Raw genomic sequence first — 19,347 nt, 5'->3', positions numbered from 1 at the left:
TTCACGATGTGCCAGTGACACGCGAGACGCCAGAGACAGCAGCGCCGTACGACCAGACGTCGGGACCCCGGTTGTCCCGTCACACTGCCCTCACCGTGCTATGGGTGATCATGGCGGTGCTGTGGGTGTGCGACGTGATGGGCGCCGAGGCCGCCTCCGGGCTCGAAGGAGCCGGCGTGTGGTGGCGGGTGGTTCCGGGCGTCGTCGCGGGCGTCGCCCTCCTGTGGCCCGACGAGCACCTCGCGCTCGCCTGGCGGGCGGGCGCCGCGGTGGCCGCCTCCGCCGCGCTGACGCTCACTCACCTGGTGGCCGTGGAGCCGCAGTTCAACGGGTGGGGCCTGCTGGAGACGCTGTGCCTGCTGCTTCTGCTGGCGCGGGTGACGCGGGAGGTGGCGCGGCCCTGGGCGGCCGCGGCGCTGGGTACGGCGGTGGGCGCCGCGGTGATCGCGGCGCCGCTGCGGATGCAGGACGCGGACGGCGTCCTCTTCTCGTTCCTGCTGACCTTCCTCGTGGGCGGGACCGTCGGGCTGGGCTGCTATCTGCGCGCGCTCGACGGTCGCAGGAGGCGGGCGGTCGCCCAGGTCCGGCAGAGTGAACGGCTCGCGCTCGCCCGGGAGTTGCACGACTCCGTGGCGCATCACGTCACGGGCATCGTCGTCCAGGCCCAGGCGGCCCGCACGATCCGCGAGAGCGCGCCGGAGCAGGTGGACCAGCTGCTGTCCCGTATCGAGCAGGCCGGCTCGGAGACCCTGGAGTCGATGCGCAAGCTGGTGCGCGTACTGCGTGAGGAGGACAGCGCGGCCGTACGCCCCGGGGAGCTGTTCGCCGAACTCTCCGAGCTGGTCGCCGCGTTCTCGGAACGCGACACCCCCGCCACCCTCCACGTCGCGGCCGAGGCCCGGCACGTACGGCCGGACCCCGAGGTGGAGACGACGGTGCGGAACGTGGTGCGCGAGGCGCTGACGAACGTACGCCGTCACGCCCCGGGCGCGCCGTCCGTCACGGTACGGGTCAGCCTGACGGACTCCGACGGTCCCCGCAGGCTGCGCATCGAGGTCCACAACGCGCCCCCGCCGAGGCACCCTTCACCGCACGCCGAACCGCTCGGCGGACGCGGCGGCCTCGGCCTGGTCGGGCTGAGCGAGCGCACCGAAGCCGTCGGCGGGGAGCTGCACGCGCGGCGCGCCGAGGACGGCGGCTGGACCGTGACGGCCGTCTTCCCCATACGGACCGCTGTGGAAGGATCACGAGCATGACGGGCACGAACGCGTCGGCAGACCCGGTCCGGGTCCTGATCGCCGACGACCAGGAGATGGTGCGCACCGGCTTCCGGCTGATCCTCCAGGCGCAGCCCGGCATGGAGGTCGTGGGCGAGGCCGCCGACGGAGCCGAGTGCGTCGAACTGGCCCGCCGGCTGCGCCCCGACGTGTGCCTCGTCGACGTACGGATGCCGAAACTGGACGGGCTGGAGGTCACCCGGCTGCTGGCCGGGCCGAAGGCCGTCGATCCGCTGCGCGTGGTCGTGGTGACCACCTTCGACCAGGACGACTACGTGTACGGCGCGCTGACCGGCGGCGCCTGCGGATTCCTGCTGAAGGACGCGGGGCCGGGTCTGCTGGTGGAGGCCGTGCGGGCGGCGGCGCGCGGCGACGCGCTGGTCTCGCCCGCGGTGACCGTTCGGCTGCTGGAGCGGATCGGCGAGCAGCCGCCCGCCGGGCATGAGGCCTCTGTCGGCCCGTTGACCGAACGGGAGGTGGACGTGGTCCGGTTGGTCGCGGTCGGCCGTACCAACCAGGAGCTCTGCGACGAGCTGCACGTGTCGCTCTCCACCGTGAAGACCCATCTCGCGAGCATCCAGGCCAAGTTGGAGCTGCGGAACCGGGTGGAGATCGCCGCCTGGGCCTGGCGCGGCGGCGTGGTCCGCGACGGCTAACGCGCCGACAGCCGGCGTCCCTCGGCCCCGTCCTCGACCCGGGTCACTCCCCTCCCCCGGGCTTGTCCTTCTCCAGCACCCCGTAGTCGAAGGTCACCTTGTCGCCCTTGACGTCGGTGACGGAGATCAGCATGGGCTTGCGCTCGCCGTTGATGACGGTGCTGCACCGTACGGTGTCGTGCTTCTTCGGGCGCAGACCGCGCGGGCAGGTCACCGACTCCGGCTTGTCCTCGAAGAAGCGGGCGAAGTTCTCCTCGGCCTGCTTCTCGACCTCCGCACGCGGCACGGTGTGCGCGCTGCCGCCCGCGGTGGCGACGGACGCGTTGTCCAGTACGTTCCACGCCGTCGCGGCCCCCACCCCCAGGACGGCGGCCACGGCCAGGGCGATGACGATGCGCAGCATGCGGTGCTCCTCGGATCCCGTTCGGCCGGCCCTCACCGGCTGTCATGCTCCAACCTTCTCCCGCACCCGGCGGCGGCTGCCTCGTCCCGGCGGCCGGTTGTCCGGGTACGAGGTCGGCCGAAGGTACGAGTCGCGGGCGCGAGCCGAAGGTACGAGTAGCGGGCCCCGCGCCCGGCGCCCGTGACGCCCGCCCCCAGGTGATGCTCCGTCAGCGCCGCTCCCCGCATCGGCACAGCGCCGACGTGCGCTCAATGAGTGATTGCGGACGGGCCCCTTCACTCCCGGCAGCCTGTCAGAGAGCCCCGCCCAGCCCGTTATGTGACGTTTTGTCATATGAACCGATCATCCACCGTCGTGCACAGACGGAGCCGCGCAGCCCTCGCTCTCACCACCGCCGCAACTCTCGCAGCGACGGCCGGCTGCGCCGAGACCGCCTCCGACGACAACGGCCAGTCCCGTACGGACCGGCACGCCATCGGGGACCGGCCACAGGCCGCCCCGGAACAGCCGGCGCGTGTCATCGGCGACGGTTCCACCGCGTACACCGGGCCCCAGCCGCGGCAGCGGCCGGCCGCCGGGAATCTGCGGGCGGGGAAGCGGCCCCCGCAGTTCGTGGTGTTCTCCTGGGACGGCGCCGGCGAGGACAGCAAGAAGCTCTTCTCCCGCTTCCGCCAGGCGGGCAAGAAGTACGGCGCCACGCAGACGTACTTCCTCAGCGGCCTCTACCTGCTGCCCGAGAGCAAGGCCAAGCGCTACAACCCGCCGGGCCACGACCGCGGCGCCTCCGACATCGGCTACCTCAAGGACCGCAACGTACGGGCCACCCTGAAGCAGGTCCGGGGCGCCTGGAAGGACGGCAGCGAGATCGGCACCCACTTCAACGGGCACTTCTGCGGCGCGGGCGGAGTCGACAACTGGAGTGTCCGGCAGTGGAAGAGCGAGATCCGCCAGGCCCGCGGATTCGTACAGAAGTGGCGCTCCAACACCGGCTGGAAGCACCTCGCCCCGCTCCCCTTCGACTACGGCCGCGAGCTCATCGGGGCTCGTACGCCCTGCCTCGAAGGGCGTCACAACCTGCTGCGCGCCGCCCGCGACATGGGCTTCCGCTACGACTCCAGCGGCAACGGCAAACAGGTCTGGCCGCGCAAGGAACACGGCCTGTGGGATGTGTCGCTGCAACAGATCCCCACCCCGGGCAGCAGTTTCGAGACGCTGTCGATGGACTACAACTTCCTCGCCAACCAGTCCGTCACCCCCGACGGCCCCCGCCACAAACGCCCCGCGTACAAGCGGCAGATGCGCGGCGCCCTGCTCGCCGGGTTCAACAGGGCCTACACCACCAACCGCGCCCCGCTGGTGATCGGCAACCACTTCGAGGACTGGAACGGCGGCATCTACATGGACGCCGTCGAGGACGTCATGAAACGCGTCTGCCGCAAGGACGAAGTCCGCTGCGTCTCCTTCCGCCAGCTCGTCGACTGGCTCGACGCCCAGTCCCCGAAGCAACTCGCGTCGCTGCGCTCCCTGGATGTCGGCGAACGGCCCAAGGGCGGCTGGGACTCGTTCCTGCCGCCCAAGCGCGTAGACGTACAGCCGGCCGGCGGCCCCGGCCGCGCCTTCGGGCCGACCCTCTGAGTTCACCGCCGGGCCGCCCCTGAGGGCTCAGCGGCGGCGGATGGCGGTGAGCGCTTCGCCCTCTGGCGGGCCTCACCGCCGTCCGTCCGTACGTACATGACGGGTCGTCATGCGTCCGTACGGGACGGCTGGTTCGGGGCGGTACGTGGCGCGCCCGGGATGGCCCGTTCAGCGGTAGCGGCGCCTGCCGTCCGGGCGACGCCCGCGGTGCGCCTCCCCGGCTTGTATGACTTTCAGGTCATCAGCTGGCCATATGTCCACAACACCACCACCGGGACACCTCCCGTCCCGCCACAGACGGTCCCCCTACCGCCGCCCCCGCACCCTCATCCCCGCCACTCTCGTCGCGCTGCTCGCCGCGGCCTCCGCCACCGCGTGCGGTACGGACGCGCCCCAGCACGCCGGCGGTGATCCGCAACAGTCCGCCGCGCACCCGCCTCCCGGCAGGGGAACACCGGACGAGGGGGCACCGGACAAGGACACTCCCGGCGAGGGAACACCGGGCAGGACGACTCCCCGGGAAGCCCCCGCCGAAGGAACTCCCGCGCAGGGCTCGGCGAACGGGTCCGGCACAGCCCGGCAGCGGCCCTTCACCGTGGTCGGCACGGGCGATCTGCTGATCCACGACTCGATCATCCGGCAGGCACGCGCCGACGCCCGCGGGCAGGGATACGAGTTCCACAAGATGCTCGCCGACGCCAAACGCACCGCCGACTCCGCCGACCTGGCGATCTGTCACATGGAGACCGTCTACGGCAAGCGCGGCGGCCCCTTCTCCGGCTATCCCGCCTTCCGTACGCCGCCGCACCTGGCCCGCGCCGTCAAGGACAGCGGCTACGACTCGTGCTCCACCGCCTCCAACCACACCCTCGACGCCGGCAGCGAGGGCATCCGCCGCACCCTCGACGCCATGGACAACGCCGGGCTGGGGCACGCCGGTTCGGCCCGCAGCGCCGCCGAGTCCCGCCGCCCGTCCTGGATGCGCGCGGGCGGCGCCAAGGTCGCCCACCTCGCGTACACGTACGGCACCAACGGCATCCCGAAGCCCGACAAGTGGTCCGTGAACCTCATCGACACGAAGCGGATCCTCGCCGACGCGCGCGCCGCCCGGAGGGCGGGCGCTGACGTGGTCATCGTCAGTCCGCACTGGGGCACCGAGTTCCAGCAGGAGCCCGACGCCCTCCAGCGCCGCCTCACCCGCGCCCTCACGGCGTCACCCGACATCGACCTCATCCTCGGCACGCACGCGCACGTGCCCCAGGCGTACGAGAAGCGCAACGGCAAGTGGGTCGTCTACGGCATGGGCGACCAGATCGCCGGCGTCATGGACGATCCGCGCGGCTCCATGGGCTCGGCCGCCCGCTTCACGTTCAGCCCGCCCGACTCCGAGCGTTCCGGCGACCGTTGGCACGTCACTCGCGCCGAATACATCCCCACGTACGCCGACCCGGACCGCGGCTACCGCGCCGTCAACCTCCCCCGCACCCTCGCCAAGAACCCCCACCGACAGCCACACGCCCACGCCCGGCACACCGTACGAGAAGCCGTCCTCAGCGAGGGCGCCGCCAAGCAGGGCCTTCGAGAAGGCCGCTGAACCCGCCTCCCGGCAACCGTCCTGGGCCCGGCACTCCGCCGGGCCCAGGACCGCTCAACCCGTGGCCGGCTGCTGGTGACCGGCGCCTCAGGCCTGGTTCCCCGACTCCGACACCGCTCGCTGGAGGCGGAGTTGGCCGATTTCCGCGACGTTCTTCATCAGTTCGGCGTTCACCCAGGCGACCATGTGCGCGACGGTGTACTGCGGATCGCCCTGCCACGGGAACGGGGCGGTGGCTTCGAGGTCGACGGCGGTGAGGCGCTCCAGCGCGGCCAGCCAGTCCTCGCGCAGACCGCGCAGCCAGGTGAGGGCCGGCTCTCCCGCGCCGGGCCAGACAATGCCGGTCCGCTCCCGAGGAGTTCTCCCGTGGGCGTGGTCGGTGGCCACGCTCCACCACCAGCCGATGTGCCAGCTGAGCCAGCCGATGGTCGGCACGGGTACGGGATCGGGCTCGGTCTCCGCCCAGTCCACGACCCACGCCCCGTCGCCGCCCCGGCGTACCGTCCAGCATTCCGCAGCCGGCTCCCACAGGAAGTCGTCCGGCTCCAGCCGCTCCAGGTGGTACTCGAACAGCGACCAGGTCAGGTCGAACTGCCAGCGCAGCAGGTCGAGCGAGGCCGGCGACGCGGCATCATCACGGGAATCGATCACGCCCCGACCCTCGCACGGCCCCGGCGGGCGCCCAAACGATTAACGGGGCCCCGCGGGTGGCGGTCTCTTCGGTCCGGGCCTTCTCCGGTGGCAGCCCGTTCAGAGGCGGGTCGCGAGCAGCCAGGTCATGTACGCGAGGTAGATCGTGACGAAGGCTCCGCCTTCGAGGCGGCTCAGCCGGCGGCGGGTGAGGAAGGCAGGGACGCACACGACCGCGGAGGCCACCATGATGACCAGGTCCAGCGCCAGTACGTCGTCGGGCACGGGCACTGTCCCGGGCGCCGCCAGCACGGTGGGGCCGAGGATGAGGGCGATGTTGAAGACGCTGGAGCCGAGCAGGTTGCCCAGCGCGATGGACCGGTCCCCGCGCACCGTGGAGACCAGCGTGGTGACGAGCTCCGGCGCCGACGTGCCGATGGCCACGACGGTCAGTCCGATCAGCGCGTCGTCGGCGCCCAGGCCGCGGGCGATGTCCACGGCGCCGTCGACGAGGAATTCGGAGCCGACGACCACGACGGCGAGCCCGAGAAGGAGCAGCAGCGCCGAGAGTCCTGCCGAGCGGGGCGCGGAGTGCGACGGCTCGGCCCCGTCTCCCTCGTCGGCGGGTGACGGGAAGTCAGCGGCAGGGCGAGGCCTGCGCTGTGACTGACGGCGGGCGAGTACGACCGTGACGGCCACGTACGCGACTCCGTAGAGGCACAGCAGCGAGCCGTCGAGGGTGTCGAGGTCGCCGTCACGTGCCACGAAGAACAGCAGGAGTGCCGCTGCGGTCATGACCGGAAGGTCCACTCGCAGGGTCCGGTTCTCGAACTGCACCGGACGGATGAGTGCGCTGAGGCCGAGGATCAGCAGGATGTTGACCACGTTGGTGCCGACGATGTTGCCCACCGCCAGGCCGGCGTTGCCCTGGTGGGCGGCGCTCAGGCCGATGGCCAGTTCGGGGAGGCTGGTGCCGAGCGACACGATCGTCATGCCGACCACGAGCGGGCTGATGTGGAACCGGGCCGCCAGCGCCGACCCTTCGCGTACGACGAGCTCGGCGCCCACCACCAACGTGCCGAGCCCGAAGAGGAACGACAGCACCGCGATCACCGTGCATCCCCTCCGGTCGTCCTCATCTCCGGGACCCCTCGTCTCCGCGGGGCCGTCACTTTCGGTGCGAGTATCTGCCCGGGGTGATGTCCCTGCACGTCGGGTCCGGTCTGGCGTGTCGCTGCCGGGCAGCGTTGAGGTGCCGCGGGTTGCGGGGTTCGCGCCACAGGGCTCCCCACGGCCCGTCCCTCCCGGCGCCGGTGGTGGCCGGACCGTGGCCCCGGGGCGCGCCGGCGGAGTAGGTTGGGGCCGGTGCCGTCACCGTGCGGCCGTGGGAGGCAGGAGTTGACTCCTTCGCAATTACGCGCCTTCGCGGCGACGGTACGCCTGGGATCGGTGAAGGCGGCCGCGGCCGACCTCGGCGTGTCCGAAGCGGCCGTGTCGATGCATGTGGCGCACCTGCGCAAGGAGTTGGGCGACAAGCTGTTCTCCCGGACGGGCTCGGGGCTGGTGTTCACTCCGGGCGGGTTGCGGCTGGCGAGCCGCGCGGCGGAGATGCTGGGTCTGCAGGACCGGACGGTTCTCGAGGTGCGTCAGGCCGGTGCGGGGCGGCGGTTGTTGCGCGTGGCCGCGTCGAGTCTGTTCGCGGAGCACGCGGCGCCGGGGCTGATCGAACTGTTCGCGGGGCGGGCGGCCGATCTGGATGTCGAGCTGAGCGTGCACGATCCGGAGCGGTTCGGCTCGCTGCTGCTGAGCCGTGCGGCCGACGTGGCGATCGGCCCCCACCCGGCCACCGTGGACGCGACGATGACCTGCACACCGTTCCTCAACTACCAGGTGCTCGCCGTCGCCGGAGCGCAGCATCCACTGGCCGCGGCCTGCCAGGTGAGCGAGGCGGAACTGCGGGAACAGACCTGGCTGTTGGGGCCTTCGGCGGTGGGCAGACTCGGGATGGTTCCGCTGATCCTGCGCAGCCTCAACGTCCCCGAGCACCGTCAGCGCATCTTCCAGAGCCACGCCGCGGCCGTCGAGGAGGCGAAGCGGGGGAAGGGCGTCGCGCTCGCGGTCGCCTTCGCGGTGACGAAGGATCTGGCCGGCGGTGACCTGAAGCGGCTCGACACGGCGTTCCGGCCGGCTCGCGGAGCGTGGCACATCCTCTCCTTCACCGACGGCAACGCCCCGCCTGTCGCAGCCGAGTTGCAGCGCTTCGTCACCACTCCCCGTGCGGCGCAGGCGATGCTGCGCGGCAGCGGGGTGACGGCCGGGCGCTTCCGGCCTGCGGTCCATGTGACGCTCTGGAGCTGAGGGGCCGGCCCACGTGCGGCAGCCGGTCGGTGGTACGCCTCATGCCTTATGGGGCCGCCTCCCCGTACCCGCCCATCTCACGCCCGGGCGCGGGGCGTTCGGCGTACGGAGCGGCTGTCGCTTCCGATCTCCCTGGTCAGCGCGAGCAGCGAGGCGAAGGTGTCACCGGGCAACAGGGCGTCACAGTACGGCAGCGCGGCGGACATGGTCGTGGTGCGCGGGGCGAAACCCGGCGCTGCGGCGCGGGGGTTGAGCCAGATGACCCGGTGGGCACGGCGGTGCAGGCGGGCCATCGCCACGGCGAGCCGCTCCGGCGGGTCGCTGTCCCAGCCGTCCGAGCCGATGATGACGACGGCGCCTCGCAGCAGTCCCCCGTGGTGCGAGCCGAGCAGCGTGCGCAGGCTGCCGGCGATGCTGGTGCCGCCGAACCGGTCGACGACTCGGCGTGTGGCCTCCTCGACGGCCGCCTCGGCCGAGCGGTGTGTGAGGGCGGTGGTGAGCCGGGTCAACGAGGTGGCGAACGCGAAGACTTCGGCGTCGGCGGTGAGGGCGAGCGCTCGCATCAGATGCAGGTACGCGACTGTCTGGGCCTGCATGGACCGGCTGACGTCGCACAGCATCACCACCCGTCGTGGCCGTGCCACGGGTTCGTCGTACACCAGCCGCATCGGCTCCCAACCGGTGCGGCGCGAGCGCGTCACGGTCGCGCGCACCGCGATCCGCGCGCCGTGCGGGCGGACGGCGAACCGCCGTGAGCGGCGCGTCGGCCAGGTGTCCAGCGCTGCCTCCAGCCACTCCCCCAGCAGTCGCGTCTCATGGGGCGCGAGCTGCTCGAACGGGGTGTCCGTGAGTCCCGGTCTGTCGGTGGGCAGCCGTTCCGGCACTGTCAGCGTGTGGCTCTCGCCGCGGTCGGCGGCGGCGACGGCGGTCGGCCGCGTGACCCAGGGAAGGGTGCCGCCGTCACGCGCGTCGTGTGAACCAGCGGGTGCGGAAGCGTCGTTGTCGTCCGCGCCCGGGGCGCCTGCCAGGCCGCCGCGGCGGCTGTGCGGGTCGGCGGCGAGGGCGAAGTCGCCGAAGACCGAGTCGAAGACGGCGTCGAACGTGGCCAGGTCGTCGTGGTTCCGTACGAGGCAGATCCGTGCCGTCCAGTACAGCCTGGTGCGCGTCAAGGGAGCCGTGTGGGCCAGGGCTCCCACCAAATCCCGGGTCAGCGTGAGCCCGACCGGCATCCCCCGCTCGCGCAGCCGGCTGCCCAGCGCCACGGCGAACGCGGCCCGGTCCACGGCCGGCAGCGGCGTTCCGCCCAGCCGGTTCACCGCAGGAGGAGGAAGGCGACCACGGCGGCGATCACCACGACAGCGATTCCCACCGGGATCAGTCGCTTGTACACCGACGATCCGGCCAGCGCCATCAGGTCGATGGGCGTGGAGCCGGCCTCGTCGCCGGTCCGGGTCTGCGCGTCACTGCGCGTCGGGGACCCCGACGGTGCGGCCTCCGTCGAGGCCGTGGCCGGGGGTAGGGGTTCCGCTTCCCGTAAGGGAGTTGGCTCCCCGGCGGCCTCGGGCTCCGGGGCCTGCGCGACCCGCTCTGTTCGTACGGGGGTCCCCTCGGGAACGCGCAGCTGCGCCTCCAGGTTGGCGACGAACTGCTGGAGCAGCTTCTCGGAAACCTCCTTGATCATCCCGCTGCCGAACTGTGCGAGCCTGCCGGTGATGGTGAGGTCCGTCGACACGGAGACGGCCGTACGGTCCTCCCCGTCCGGGTGGAGGCGCATGTCGATGACGGCCGAGGCAGTGCCGCCGCCTCGGGTGTCCTTGCCCTTCGCGCCGACCACGGCGTGCCGGGCGGCCGGGTCGCGCTCCACGAACCGGGCCGTTCCGGTGAACCGGCTGATGACCGGGCCGACTTTGACCTGTACCCGCCCGCTGTGGACAGGGCCGTCCGGGCCCTGCACGACTCCCGTGAGCTGGGCGCCGGGCAGGCACGGGGCGAGGCTCTCCAGATCGGTGAGGCGCTCCCAGGCGCGCTGCACCGGTGCGCTGACGGTGAACTCGTTGTCGATCTTCATGGCCGTTCCGGTTCCTCTCCGTGCGGCGCGACAGGGCTGTACGGCTCCTCTTCCGGCGGGCAGCCGAGCTGCGGGAGGGCTTCGGTGAGGGTGGCGTGGTCGTCGGGGCTCTTGGCGAGCGTGCTGAGCGTGCGCAGCACTTCGCCCCGCAGCAGCCGGGTGACGCGGAGCGCGGAGAGCGCGGCGACCCAGTCGATGGCCTCGGCCATACCGGGCGGCTTGTCCAGGTCGAGGGTGCGGGCGCGCCCGATGAACTCGGCCGCCGAGGCGATCAGCGGCGCGTCAGCGCCGGGCACCGAGCGGCGCAGGATGTCCACGACGCGGTCCGGGGCGGGAAAGTCGATCCAGTGGTAGAGGCAGCGGCGGCGCAGCGCGTCGTGCAGCTCGCGGCTGCGGTTGGAGGTGAGGACGACGACCGGCGGGCGTGCGGCGGTGAAGGTGCCGAGTTCGGGAACGGTGATCGCGGATTCGCCGAGGACCTCGAACAGCAGCGCCTCGAACTCGTCGTCCGCGCGGTCGATTTCGTCGATCAGCAGCACGGGAGGTACGGGTCCGGGGTAGCGGATGGCCCGCAGCAGCGGCCGGTCCTGGAGGTACTCCTCGGTGAACAGGTCGGCTTCGGTGCGTTTCTCGTTCCGCGCCTCGGTGAGCCGGATCGCGAGGAGCTGCCGCTGATGGTTCCACTCGTACAGTGCCTCGCCCGCGGTGAGCCCCTCGTAGCACTGGAGCCGGATCAGGGGTGTGTCCAGTGCCGCCGCGAGTGCCTTGGCGGCACTGGTCTTGCCCACGCCGGGCTCGCCCTCGAGCAGCAGCGGCCGGTCCAGGACGGTGGCCAGATAGAGGGCGGTCGCGGTGCCTTCGTCGACCAAGTAGCCGACGCCTTCCAGCCGTCGGCGCACGTCGTCCGCGTCGTCGAACAGTGTGCTCACCGGCCGGCCTTCCCGGTGCCGCCGCGCGCGGGTATGTGCGCGGGGCCGGAGAGCAGCGCACGGTAGTCGTCCCAGGTGTCGACGTCGCGCGGGACCGGCCGGTCGATGCGGTACTCGGCGACCGCGATGGAGTCCGACCCGAGGAGCTTCCAGGCGGCCTTGTCGCCGTGCAGGGCGGCGAGTTCGCCGAACAGTGCGCGGCCGAACCACAGTGGATGCCCCGGCCCGTCGGTGTAGCGGCACATTCCGGCGGGGCTGCCGGCCGCCCGGCCGATGAGGCCGCGTACCGCTTCGGGGCTGACGCCCGGCTGGTCGCCGAGGAGCAGCACGACTCCGTGTGCGCGCGGCGAGACGTGCGCGACGGCGGTGCTGATGGACGCGCCGCAGCCGTCTCCGTGGTCCGGCACGTCGACGGGTTCGGTGCCGGTGAGGTCGACGCAGTCACGGATGTCCGCCGCCGAGCCGCCCAGCGTGACCAGGAGTTGTCCGAAGTCGCAGGCGCGGGCTGTGGTGAGGGTGGCGTCCAGCAGAGTGCCGCCGCGGTAGGGCAGGAGCTGCTTCGGGCTGCCGAGGCGGCGTGAGCGGCCCGCGGCGAGGATGATGCCGGTGGTGAACATGCCTACTCCACCGCCCTTTCGGTGTAGCGGTCCCGGCAGCCGGTGCCACAGAACCAGATGTCGGTGCCGCCCACGGTCAGGTGCGGCGTCCCTGGGACCGCGGTGACGGTCATCCCGCAGACGGGGTCGGTCACTTCGCAGGGTGCGGCGGCCGTCTCCCCCTCCCCGCCCGGGCGGTCCCCGGACCGCAGGAGGGCGACCAGTTCCGCGACGATCGACAGCGCGATCTCCGGCGCGGTGCGGGCGCCGATGTTCAGCCCTGCGGGGGTGCTGATCCGGGCGCGTTCCGCGTCGTCGGCGCCGAGTTCGTCCAGAACGGACCCGCCTCGGCGGCGGCTGGCCACCAGCGCGATGTGCGGTACGCCGGCGTCGAGTGCGGCGCGCAATGATGCCGTCTCGTCGCGTCCGTGGCTGGCGACGATCACCGAGTCCGCCCGTTCGGCCAGGCCGGCCGGGGGTGTGCGGGTGGTCGCGTAGCCGAGCCGGCCGGCGAAGTCGATGACGGCCTCGGCGATCGGGGTGCGGCCCACGACGGCGATCAGCGGCGGCGGGAGCCGGGGTTCGAGGAAGATCTCCAGGGCGCCTCCGGAGAGGCAGGGGTTGACGACCACGCGGGCGCCCGGCGACTCGGGGAAGGACACGTCCCCTTCCGGCAGTACCCGCAGCAGGAGAGGGCCGCCGTCCCGCAGGGTGCCGAGCGCCGCGGTGCGGACGGCGCCTTCGGCGCACACGCCGCCGACGAAGCCGTCGATCGACCCGTCCTCGCACACGATGGCCTCGTCACCGGGGCGCGCCGAGGCCGGCGGCTGGGCCCGTACGACCGTGGCGCGTACGAACGACCGTCGCCGGTCGGCGAGTTCGCGCGCGTGGTCGGCCACTGTCGCTGCCATGGGCACCTCCCCGGGTCGAGCACCTGCGGTCGTGAGCCCCGTACGGGCACGGACGTCGGCCCTGTACGGGTGCGGGCACCGACGCCGTCCACCGGTGCCCGCACACCCCCGTTCATCGGACGGGCCCGTTTGTCGGGCGGGCCCGTTCGTCAGATGGGCGGGGTCGCCTGTCCCCGCATCGCCTCCCACACCCGGGACGGGGTGAGCGGCATGTCGGCGTGCCGCACTCCGTACGGCCGGAGCGCGTCCACCACCGCGTTGACCACGGCGGGCGGCGAGCCCACCGTCGCGGACTCCCCCACTCCCTTGGCCCCGATGGGGTGGTGCGGGGAGGGCGTGACCGTGAACCCCGTTTCCCAGTCGGGCACTTCGAGCGTCGTGGGGAGGAGGTAGTCCATCAGCGAGCCGCTGAGGCAGTTGCCGTCCTCGTCGAAGGCGATCATCTCCATCAGGGCCATCCCGACCCCGTCGGTGAGGCCGCCGTGCACCTGCCCCTCGATGATCATCGGGTTGATGCGGGTGCCGCAGTCGTCCACCGCGACGAACCGCCGCACCTTCACCTGAGCGGTCCCGGGGTCGACGTCCACCACGCAGATGTAGGCGCCGTGCGGGTACGTGAGGTTCTCCGGGTTGTAGCAGATCTGCGCCTCCAGCCCGCCCTCCACACCGTCCGGGAGGTCACCGGCGCCGTGCGCGCGCATCGCGATGTCCTGGATCGTGACGGCAGCGCCTGGGTCGCCGGCGACGTGGAAGGAGCCCTTGTCCCACTCCAGTTCCCGCACCGGCACCTCCAGCATCCCGGAGGCGATCAGCTTCGCCTTGTCGCGCACCTTGCGGGCCACGAGGGCCGCCGCGGCGCCGGACACCGGAGTCGAACGGCTGCCGTACGTACCGAGCCCGAACGGCGTCTGGTCGGTGTCGCCGTGCACCACGTCGATGTCCTGCGGCGGTATCCCCAGCTCCTCCGCGACGATCTGCGCGAACGTCGTCTCGTGCCCCTGGCCCTGGCTCTGCACCGACAGCCGCACCACCGCCTTGCCCGTGGGGTGCACCCGCAGCTCGCAGCCGTCGGCCATGCCCAGGCCGAGGATGTCCATGTCCTTGCGGGGTCCGGCGCCCACCGCTTCGGTGAAGAACGACACGCCGATGCCCATGAGTTCGCCGCGCGCCCGCTTCTCCTTCTGCTCCAGACGCAGTTCGTCGTAGCCGGCCAGCCGCTGTGCCAGCTGCATGGTGGGGTCGTAGTCGCCCGAGTCGTACACCCAGCCGGTCTTCGTCGTGTACGGGAACTGCTCCGGCCGGATGAAGTTGCTCCTGCGCAGCTCGACCGGGTCAGCGGACAGCTCGTACGCCAGGCAGTCCACCAGCCGCTCGACCAGGTACACGGCCTCGGTGATCCGGAAGGAGCAGGCGTAGGCGACGCCGCCGGGCGCCTTGTTGGTGTAGGCGGCGGTCATCTTGCAGTACGCGGCCTCGATGTCGTAGCTGCCGGTGAACACCCCGAAGAATCCGGCCGGATACTTCACGGGCGCCGCCGTGCCGTTGAACGCGCCGTGGTCGGCGAGCACATGGGTGCGGATGGCGAGGATCTTCCCGGCCGAGGTCGCGGCGATCGCCCCGCGCATCACGTAGTCGCGGGCGAAGCCGGTGCTGACCAGGTTCTCGGTACGGTCCTCCATCCACTTCACCGGTTTGCCGGTGAGCAGCGAGCCGACGATGGAGCAGACGTAACCGGGGTAGATGGGCACCTTGTTGCCGAAGCCGCCGCCGATGTCCGGGGAGATCACCCGGATCTTGTGCTCCGGGAGCCCCGCGACGATCGCGTACAGCGTGCGGTGGGCGTGCGGCGCCTGCGTGGTGGACCACAGGGTGAGGCGTCCTTCGACCGCGTCGTAGTCCGCGACGGAACCGCAGGTCTCCATCGGCGCGGGATGTACCCGGGGGTAGACCATGTCCTGGGTGACCACCAGGTCCGCGTCTGCGAACACCGCGTCGGTGGCGGCCGCGTCGCCGGTCTCCCAGTCGAAGCAGTGGTTGTCGGTCTTGCCTTCGATGTCGTCCCGGATGACCGGGGCGCCTTCCGCGAGGGCGGTGCGGACATCCACGACGGGGTCGAGCGGCTCGTACTCCACGTCGATGAGTTCCAGCGCGTCCCGGGCCGCGTAGCGGTCCTCGGCGACGACGAACGCGACCTCCTGGCCCTGGAAGCGGACCTTGTCGGTGGCGAGCACGGCCTGGACGTCGTTGGAGAGCGTCGGCATCCACGCCAGGCCCTTCTCCGCCAGCATCGCGCCGGTGACCACCAGCTTCACCTTCGGATAGGCCTCGGCAAGGCTGGTGTCCACGGAGACGATCCGGGCGTGCGCCATGGGGGCGCGGAGGATCGCCAGATGCAGCATCGCGGGCAGCTGTACGTCGTCCACGTAGCGGCCCTTGCCGCGGACGAAGCGCGGATCCTCCTTGCGCAGCATCCGGCCGTGACCGCACGGCTTCCCGTCGTTGTCCTCGAACGCGGTGACCGGCTCCGGCCCGGTGCCGGTGGCCGTCATGACGCACCCCCTGCGGTGCCGGCGGGCGCGGTCTCCGGTGTCTCGCCGCTCGGCTGCGCCCCGTTCGTCGTGCGGGTGCCCGCCTCCTCGGCCGCCGCCCACTGCACGGACCGCACGATGCTCGCGTAGCCGGTGCATCGGCAGATCTGCCCGGACAGCGCCTCGCGGATCTCCCGTCCGGACGGTGCGGGGTTGCGGTCCAGCAGCGCCCGCGACGTCATCATCATGCCGGGCGTGCAGAAGCCGCACTGAAGGCCGTGACACTCGATGAACCCCTGCTGTACGGGGTCGAGTTCGCCCTCCCGCTCCAGCCCTTCGACGGTGGTGATGTCGTGCCCGCCGGCCATCGCCGCCAGCACCGTGCAGGACTTGACCGGCTCGCCGTCCATCCGCACGACGCAGGTTCCGCAGTTGCTGGTGTCGCATCCCCAGTGCGTGCCGGTCAGCGCGAGATGGTCGCGCAGGAAGTGCACGAGCAGCAGCCGGCCCTCGATCTCGCGGGTGACCTCTTCGCCGTTGACCACCATGGTGACCTGCATGCTCACGCTCCCCCTCCGCCGGCTCCGTGCACCCCGTGGGCTGTGCCTGTTTCCGCGTCCGTATCGCGGATCCGCGCCACCGACCTGCGCAGCGCCCGTACGGTCAACTCCCGTGCCAGATGGCGCTTGTAGTCGGCGCTGCCCCTGCGGTCGGTCACCGGATCGCACGCCTGAGCCGCGAGCTCACCCGCCATCGCGAACAGCTGCTCGCACGGCCACTGGCCGCGCATCGTCTCCGCGATGCCGGGGATGCCCGCGGTGTTCGGGCCGACCGCGGCAAGACCCACCCGGGCGTCCTCGACCGCCCCGTCACCGTCCAGCCACACCGCGGCGCCCGCCGAGACCACCGCCCAGTCCCCCGCGCGGCGCTCGACCTTCTCGTACGCGCTCGAACCGTTCGGCCGGATCGGGAAGCGGATCTCGATGAGCATCTCCGCGTCGCCGACCGCGGTCTCGTACGGGCCGCAGTGGAACTCCTCCATGGAGACGACGCGTTCGCCGTCCAGGCCCCGGATCACGCAGGCCGCGTCGAGAGTGGTGCACACGGCGGACAGGTCCTCCGACGGATCGGCCTGGCACAGCGCGCCCCCGAGCGTCCCCCGGTTGCGCACCACCGGGTCGGCGATCACCCGCTCGGCATCCCGGAACACCGGGAAGGCGGAGGCGAGTTCCTCCGACTCCAGCAGTTCCCGGTGCCGGGTCATCGCGCCGATCCGGATCCGGTGCGGCTCGACCGTCACGTAACCCAGCTCGTCGTGCAGGTCGTTGATGTCGATCAGATACTCGAAGTTGGCCAGCCGGAGCTTCATCATCGGGATGAGGCTGTGCCCACCGGCCACGATCCGTGCGGTGTCCCCGAGGCTGTCCAGCAGCCCGATCGCCTCATCCACCGTGCTCACTCGCTGATACTCGAACGGCGCGGGAACCTGCATGCGGGACTCCCCCCTGCCGCGACCGCCGCCCGGACCCACCGCCCGACGGCACCCGCCTGACGCCTGCGCCCGGACGCGGCGCGCTGTAGGCCCCACATTGAGCGCCCCGCCGGACGCCGCGGTCAACAGCGACTTCAGCGAATGCTTAATCAGGACCTGTCAGCGCACTCTCGCTGGCGGCGTTCGGCGTGGTCGTTGCGACCGGTGTGGATCCGCACGCGTTCTACGGCTCCGCGACCGGGGTGCCTGCGCTACTTCTCGTTCTGCCGGCGCACGATCTCGGTGATCCAGGTCGGCGCGAACGGGGACGTGCAGCCCGGGGACGTCGGGTAGTCCTTGAGGACCTGTAGCCGCTCGCTGATGTCGATGGCGCGGGTGCGGTGCTCGGGGTGCTCGATCCCGATCTGGGCCAGGCAGTGGTTCATCGCCCACTGCAGGCGGTCCGGGGCGTCCCGCATCTCCGCCTCGATGACGTCGAGCAGCCCCGCGAGGTCGAGGCCGTCGGGCTTCTTCGCCACGCGTTCGGTGGTCAGCGCCCAGCCGGCGCTCGCGACCACCGGGTCCGGGTCGGCCAGCCAGGCCAGGCGCAGCTCTTCGGCGTGCGGGTTCTTCTTGACGACGTAGTTGACGAGCCAGTCGTGCACCTTGGGTGTACGCGCCTCGCGCAGCATGCCGTCCAGCTCGTCGCGCTCGAACGCCTTCGGGCGGCAGATCAGGAGCGCCAGCAGTCTCGCCGCGGTGTCGCCCGTCTCCCAGAGCCCGCGCGCGAGGTCCTGCTGCGTCTTCAGCCGCTTCGCGAGGGCACGCAGCTTGGTGAGGTTCACACCGTGGTCGTCACCGTGCTTCTCGTTCACCGCCCGCGCTTTCGGGTCCTCGAGCGCGGCCAGCTCGGCCATCACCTCGGCCACCGTCGTCCCGGCCACCTCAGCCTCCTGTCCCTCACGTACGGGCTTCACCTTACGACGGCGGCGGCCCTCTGAGCTGCTGCCCGCTCCTGGTGGCCTGACGAGGCACGGCACCGCGGACCGGAGTCCTCCGACCGGAGGAGCCCCAGGGTTCAGCGCACTCGCGTGTACCGGTTCACGTCGTCCGTGGACTCCATCGTGGCGCTGCCTCGCAGGACGAGAACCTCCAGGTGCGCGGCTGTTTCGTTGATCGCGAGCATGCGGTTGAAGGTGCTGAGGTCGTCGTACGGCACGTCCCGGCGCGTCCAGTACAGCTTGCGTGCCACGGTGTGGGCGTCGAGCGTGTCCTCGCCAAGCGCCGCCAGGCTCTCGCGCAGCCGGTTGTCGTGGTGTGTCAGCAGCTCGGCGACGCGGGCGTGGACGCTGTCGGTGACGGGCCCATGCGCGGGCAGCAGCCGGGCGTCGGCGTACCGCGTCATGAGCCGCAGCGAGTCCAGGTAGTCGGCGAGCGGCCGCCCTCCGGGCTCGGCCAGTTCGAAGCCGATGGACGGGGTGATGTGCGGCAGGACATGGTCTCCGGAGAACAGCAGCCCGCGCTCCTCGTCGAGGTAGACCACATGTCCCTTGGTGTGCCCGGGGGTTGGGACGACGCGCAGAGCGTGGCCGCCGAAGCGCAGTGTCTCGGCTCCAAGCCACCGGTCGGGCGCCTCCCAGACGCTCGGGTCGTAGCCGCCGTGGTCCATCTGCCGGACGCGGTCGGCCAGTTCGGCTGCCCCGGCCCTGCGCACGGTCTCCAGGACTCCGGCGGGCTCGCCGCTGCGCTGCCGGTGGAACATCTCCAGGGCCGGGCGCTCGCCCACCCCGAGGTGGATGCGGGAGCCGTGCAGGCGTCGCAGCTCGACGGCGTTCGTGTAGTGGTCGCCGTGGACATGGGTGACCAGGATGTGCCTGATCTCGCCCAGGTCCCGGCCGATGGCGGCCAGCGCCTGCTCCAGCGTCTTGCGGGCCTCCGGGATCGCCCACCCTCCGTCGATCATGACGAGGCCGTTCTCCGTCAGGTTCTCCAGCAGATAGACGTTGACGGCGCGCAGCCCGTCGTTCGGCAGCGGAAGGGGTACGCGGTGCACCCCGGGCTGCACGGTCTGGATTCCGGTCGCGGCCCACGGGCCCTGCTCGAACCGCTGCGTCATTGTTCCCCCTTGCTGGTACACCGTTGCCGGGCGGTACGGATGTGCTGCTGTGCATCACCGCGGCCGGCGTGCGGTCGGGGCGTCCTCGCGCGCTGCGGGGTCGGGCCGGGCCAGGAGTACGCTCGCACAGCCGCTGGCCATACTGCGGTCAAGCTTGCCCGCCCTGGTCTGCGGC

The 19,347-nt window shown here is 71.7% G+C and carries 18 protein-coding genes; 5 read left to right on the top strand and 13 right to left on the bottom strand.

Annotated elements, in window-relative coordinates:
- Positions 1 to 95 precede the first annotated feature (95 nt).
- Both AC3AGO_RS34370 and AC3AGO_RS34365 read left to right on the top strand, forming a co-directional pair.
- Positions 96 to 1,256: a sensor histidine kinase gene (locus AC3AGO_RS34370; protein ID WP_487824212.1), complete on the top strand. Its 1,161-nt coding sequence runs from the start codon at positions 96 to 98 to the stop codon at positions 1,254 to 1,256.
- The gene (locus tag AC3AGO_RS34365) at positions 1,253 to 1,933 is read left to right on the top strand and encodes a response regulator (protein ID WP_487824211.1); all 681 of its coding nucleotides are present in this window, start codon (positions 1,253 to 1,255) and stop codon (positions 1,931 to 1,933) included. Before AC3AGO_RS34370 ends, AC3AGO_RS34365 begins: the two co-directional genes overlap by 4 nt.
- 43 nt (positions 1,934 to 1,976) lie before the next feature.
- Here AC3AGO_RS34365 and AC3AGO_RS34360 read toward each other — a convergent pair whose 3' ends face one another.
- Positions 1,977 to 2,336, bottom strand: a complete 360-nt coding sequence (locus tag AC3AGO_RS34360; RefSeq protein WP_487824210.1) for a DUF4333 domain-containing protein — start codon at positions 2,334 to 2,336, stop codon at positions 1,977 to 1,979.
- 333 nt (positions 2,337 to 2,669) lie between these two features.
- On the opposite strand from AC3AGO_RS34360, the gene AC3AGO_RS34355 reads away from it, so the two are divergent.
- Positions 2,670 to 3,971, top strand: a complete 1,302-nt coding sequence (locus tag AC3AGO_RS34355) for a polysaccharide deacetylase family protein (protein ID WP_487824209.1) — start codon at positions 2,670 to 2,672, stop codon at positions 3,969 to 3,971.
- A gap of 253 nt (positions 3,972 to 4,224) precedes the next feature.
- Positions 4,225 to 5,565: a CapA family protein gene (locus AC3AGO_RS34350; protein WP_487824208.1), complete on the top strand. Its 1,341-nt coding sequence runs from the start codon at positions 4,225 to 4,227 to the stop codon at positions 5,563 to 5,565.
- Positions 5,566 to 5,652: 87 nt separating this feature from the next.
- Here AC3AGO_RS34350 and AC3AGO_RS34345 read toward each other — a convergent pair whose 3' ends face one another.
- Positions 5,653 to 6,216 (bottom strand): DinB family protein, encoded by a 564-nt coding sequence (locus tag AC3AGO_RS34345; protein ID WP_487824207.1) that lies wholly within the window; start codon positions 6,214 to 6,216, stop codon positions 5,653 to 5,655.
- 99 nt (positions 6,217 to 6,315) lie between these two features.
- Positions 6,316 to 7,308: a calcium/sodium antiporter gene (locus AC3AGO_RS34340; RefSeq protein WP_487824206.1), complete on the bottom strand. Its 993-nt coding sequence runs from the start codon at positions 7,306 to 7,308 to the stop codon at positions 6,316 to 6,318.
- 285 nt (positions 7,309 to 7,593) lie between these two features.
- Here AC3AGO_RS34340 and AC3AGO_RS34335 point away from each other — a divergent pair, with 285 nt between their 5' ends.
- The gene (locus tag AC3AGO_RS34335) at positions 7,594 to 8,553 is read left to right on the top strand and encodes a LysR family transcriptional regulator (RefSeq protein WP_487824205.1); all 960 of its coding nucleotides are present in this window, start codon (positions 7,594 to 7,596) and stop codon (positions 8,551 to 8,553) included.
- 77 nt (positions 8,554 to 8,630) lie between these two features.
- Here the strand turns inward: AC3AGO_RS34335 and AC3AGO_RS34330 are convergent, their stop codons facing one another.
- The 10 genes from AC3AGO_RS34330 to AC3AGO_RS34285 all read right to left on the bottom strand — a co-directional run bounded on the left by AC3AGO_RS34330 (position 8,631) and on the right by AC3AGO_RS34285 (position 19,172).
- Entirely contained in the window at positions 8,631 to 9,869 is a 1,239-nt protein-coding gene (locus AC3AGO_RS34330; RefSeq protein ID WP_487824204.1) for a vWA domain-containing protein, read from the bottom strand.
- Positions 9,866 to 10,621 carry an SRPBCC family protein gene (locus AC3AGO_RS34325; protein ID WP_487824203.1) on the bottom strand — a complete coding sequence of 252 codons (756 nt, stop codon included), beginning with the start codon at positions 10,619 to 10,621 and terminating at the stop codon, positions 9,866 to 9,868. The genes AC3AGO_RS34330 and AC3AGO_RS34325 overlap by 4 nt, the downstream gene beginning before the upstream one ends.
- Positions 10,618 to 11,550: an AAA family ATPase gene (locus AC3AGO_RS34320; RefSeq protein ID WP_487824202.1), complete on the bottom strand. Its 933-nt coding sequence runs from the start codon at positions 11,548 to 11,550 to the stop codon at positions 10,618 to 10,620. Before AC3AGO_RS34320 ends, AC3AGO_RS34325 begins: the two co-directional genes overlap by 4 nt.
- Positions 11,547 to 12,167 carry a nucleotidyltransferase family protein gene (locus AC3AGO_RS34315; RefSeq protein WP_487824201.1) on the bottom strand — a complete coding sequence of 207 codons (621 nt, stop codon included), beginning with the start codon at positions 12,165 to 12,167 and terminating at the stop codon, positions 11,547 to 11,549. The genes AC3AGO_RS34320 and AC3AGO_RS34315 overlap by 4 nt, the downstream gene beginning before the upstream one ends.
- 2 nt (positions 12,168 to 12,169) lie before the next feature.
- Complete coding sequence (locus tag AC3AGO_RS34310; protein WP_487824200.1) at positions 12,170 to 13,057, bottom strand: XdhC family protein; 888 nt, start codon at positions 13,055 to 13,057, stop codon at positions 12,170 to 12,172.
- 149 nt (positions 13,058 to 13,206) lie between these two features.
- A complete protein-coding gene (locus tag AC3AGO_RS34305) occupies positions 13,207 to 15,606 on the bottom strand; it encodes an aerobic carbon-monoxide dehydrogenase large subunit (protein ID WP_487824199.1) in 2,400 nt (799 codons plus the stop codon).
- Entirely contained in the window at positions 15,603 to 16,145 is a 543-nt protein-coding gene (locus AC3AGO_RS34300; protein ID WP_487824911.1) for a (2Fe-2S)-binding protein, read from the bottom strand. The genes AC3AGO_RS34305 and AC3AGO_RS34300 overlap by 4 nt, the downstream gene beginning before the upstream one ends.
- Positions 16,146 to 16,147: 2 nt before the next feature.
- Entirely contained in the window at positions 16,148 to 17,077 is a 930-nt protein-coding gene (locus tag AC3AGO_RS34295) for an FAD binding domain-containing protein (protein WP_487824198.1), read from the bottom strand.
- A gap of 251 nt (positions 17,078 to 17,328) precedes the next feature.
- The gene (locus AC3AGO_RS34290; RefSeq protein ID WP_487824910.1) at positions 17,329 to 17,973 is read right to left on the bottom strand and encodes a DNA alkylation repair protein; all 645 of its coding nucleotides are present in this window, start codon (positions 17,971 to 17,973) and stop codon (positions 17,329 to 17,331) included.
- A 161-nt stretch (positions 17,974 to 18,134) separates the two neighbouring features.
- The gene (locus AC3AGO_RS34285; protein WP_487824197.1) at positions 18,135 to 19,172 is read right to left on the bottom strand and encodes an MBL fold metallo-hydrolase; all 1,038 of its coding nucleotides are present in this window, start codon (positions 19,170 to 19,172) and stop codon (positions 18,135 to 18,137) included.
- Positions 19,173 to 19,347: the final 175 nt, after the last annotated feature.

It is taken from the genome of Streptomyces sp. BL1, from assembly GCF_057628045.1.
Note: the sequence above shows the minus strand (reverse complement) of the source record. Positions and strands in the feature narration are given on the sequence as shown.

Excerpts from the sequence above, each read along its gene's own strand:
- AC3AGO_RS34315 (WP_487824201.1), bottom strand. The coding sequence starts at position 12,167 with ATGTTCACCACCGGCATCATCCTCGCCGCGGGCCGCTCACGCCGCCTC.
- AC3AGO_RS34365 (WP_487824211.1), top strand. The coding sequence starts at position 1,253 with ATGACGGGCACGAACGCGTCGGCAGACCCGGTCCGGGTCCTGATCGCC.
- AC3AGO_RS34285 (WP_487824197.1), bottom strand. The coding sequence starts at position 19,172 with ATGACGCAGCGGTTCGAGCAGGGCCCGTGGGCCGCGACCGGAATCCAG.
- AC3AGO_RS34295 (WP_487824198.1), bottom strand. The coding sequence starts at position 17,077 with ATGCAGGTTCCCGCGCCGTTCGAGTATCAGCGAGTGAGCACGGTGGAT.
- AC3AGO_RS34355 (WP_487824209.1), top strand. The coding sequence starts at position 2,670 with ATGAACCGATCATCCACCGTCGTGCACAGACGGAGCCGCGCAGCCCTC.
- AC3AGO_RS34360 (WP_487824210.1), bottom strand. The coding sequence starts at position 2,336 with ATGCTGCGCATCGTCATCGCCCTGGCCGTGGCCGCCGTCCTGGGGGTG.
- AC3AGO_RS34325 (WP_487824203.1), bottom strand. The coding sequence starts at position 10,621 with ATGAAGATCGACAACGAGTTCACCGTCAGCGCACCGGTGCAGCGCGCC.
- AC3AGO_RS34305 (WP_487824199.1), bottom strand. The coding sequence starts at position 15,606 with ATGACGGCCACCGGCACCGGGCCGGAGCCGGTCACCGCGTTCGAGGAC.
- AC3AGO_RS34290 (WP_487824910.1), bottom strand. The coding sequence starts at position 17,973 with ATGGCCGAGCTGGCCGCGCTCGAGGACCCGAAAGCGCGGGCGGTGAAC.
- AC3AGO_RS34300 (WP_487824911.1), bottom strand. The coding sequence starts at position 16,145 with ATGCAGGTCACCATGGTGGTCAACGGCGAAGAGGTCACCCGCGAGATC.
- AC3AGO_RS34310 (WP_487824200.1), bottom strand. The coding sequence starts at position 13,057 with ATGGCAGCGACAGTGGCCGACCACGCGCGCGAACTCGCCGACCGGCGA.
- AC3AGO_RS34350 (WP_487824208.1), top strand. The coding sequence starts at position 4,225 with ATGTCCACAACACCACCACCGGGACACCTCCCGTCCCGCCACAGACGG.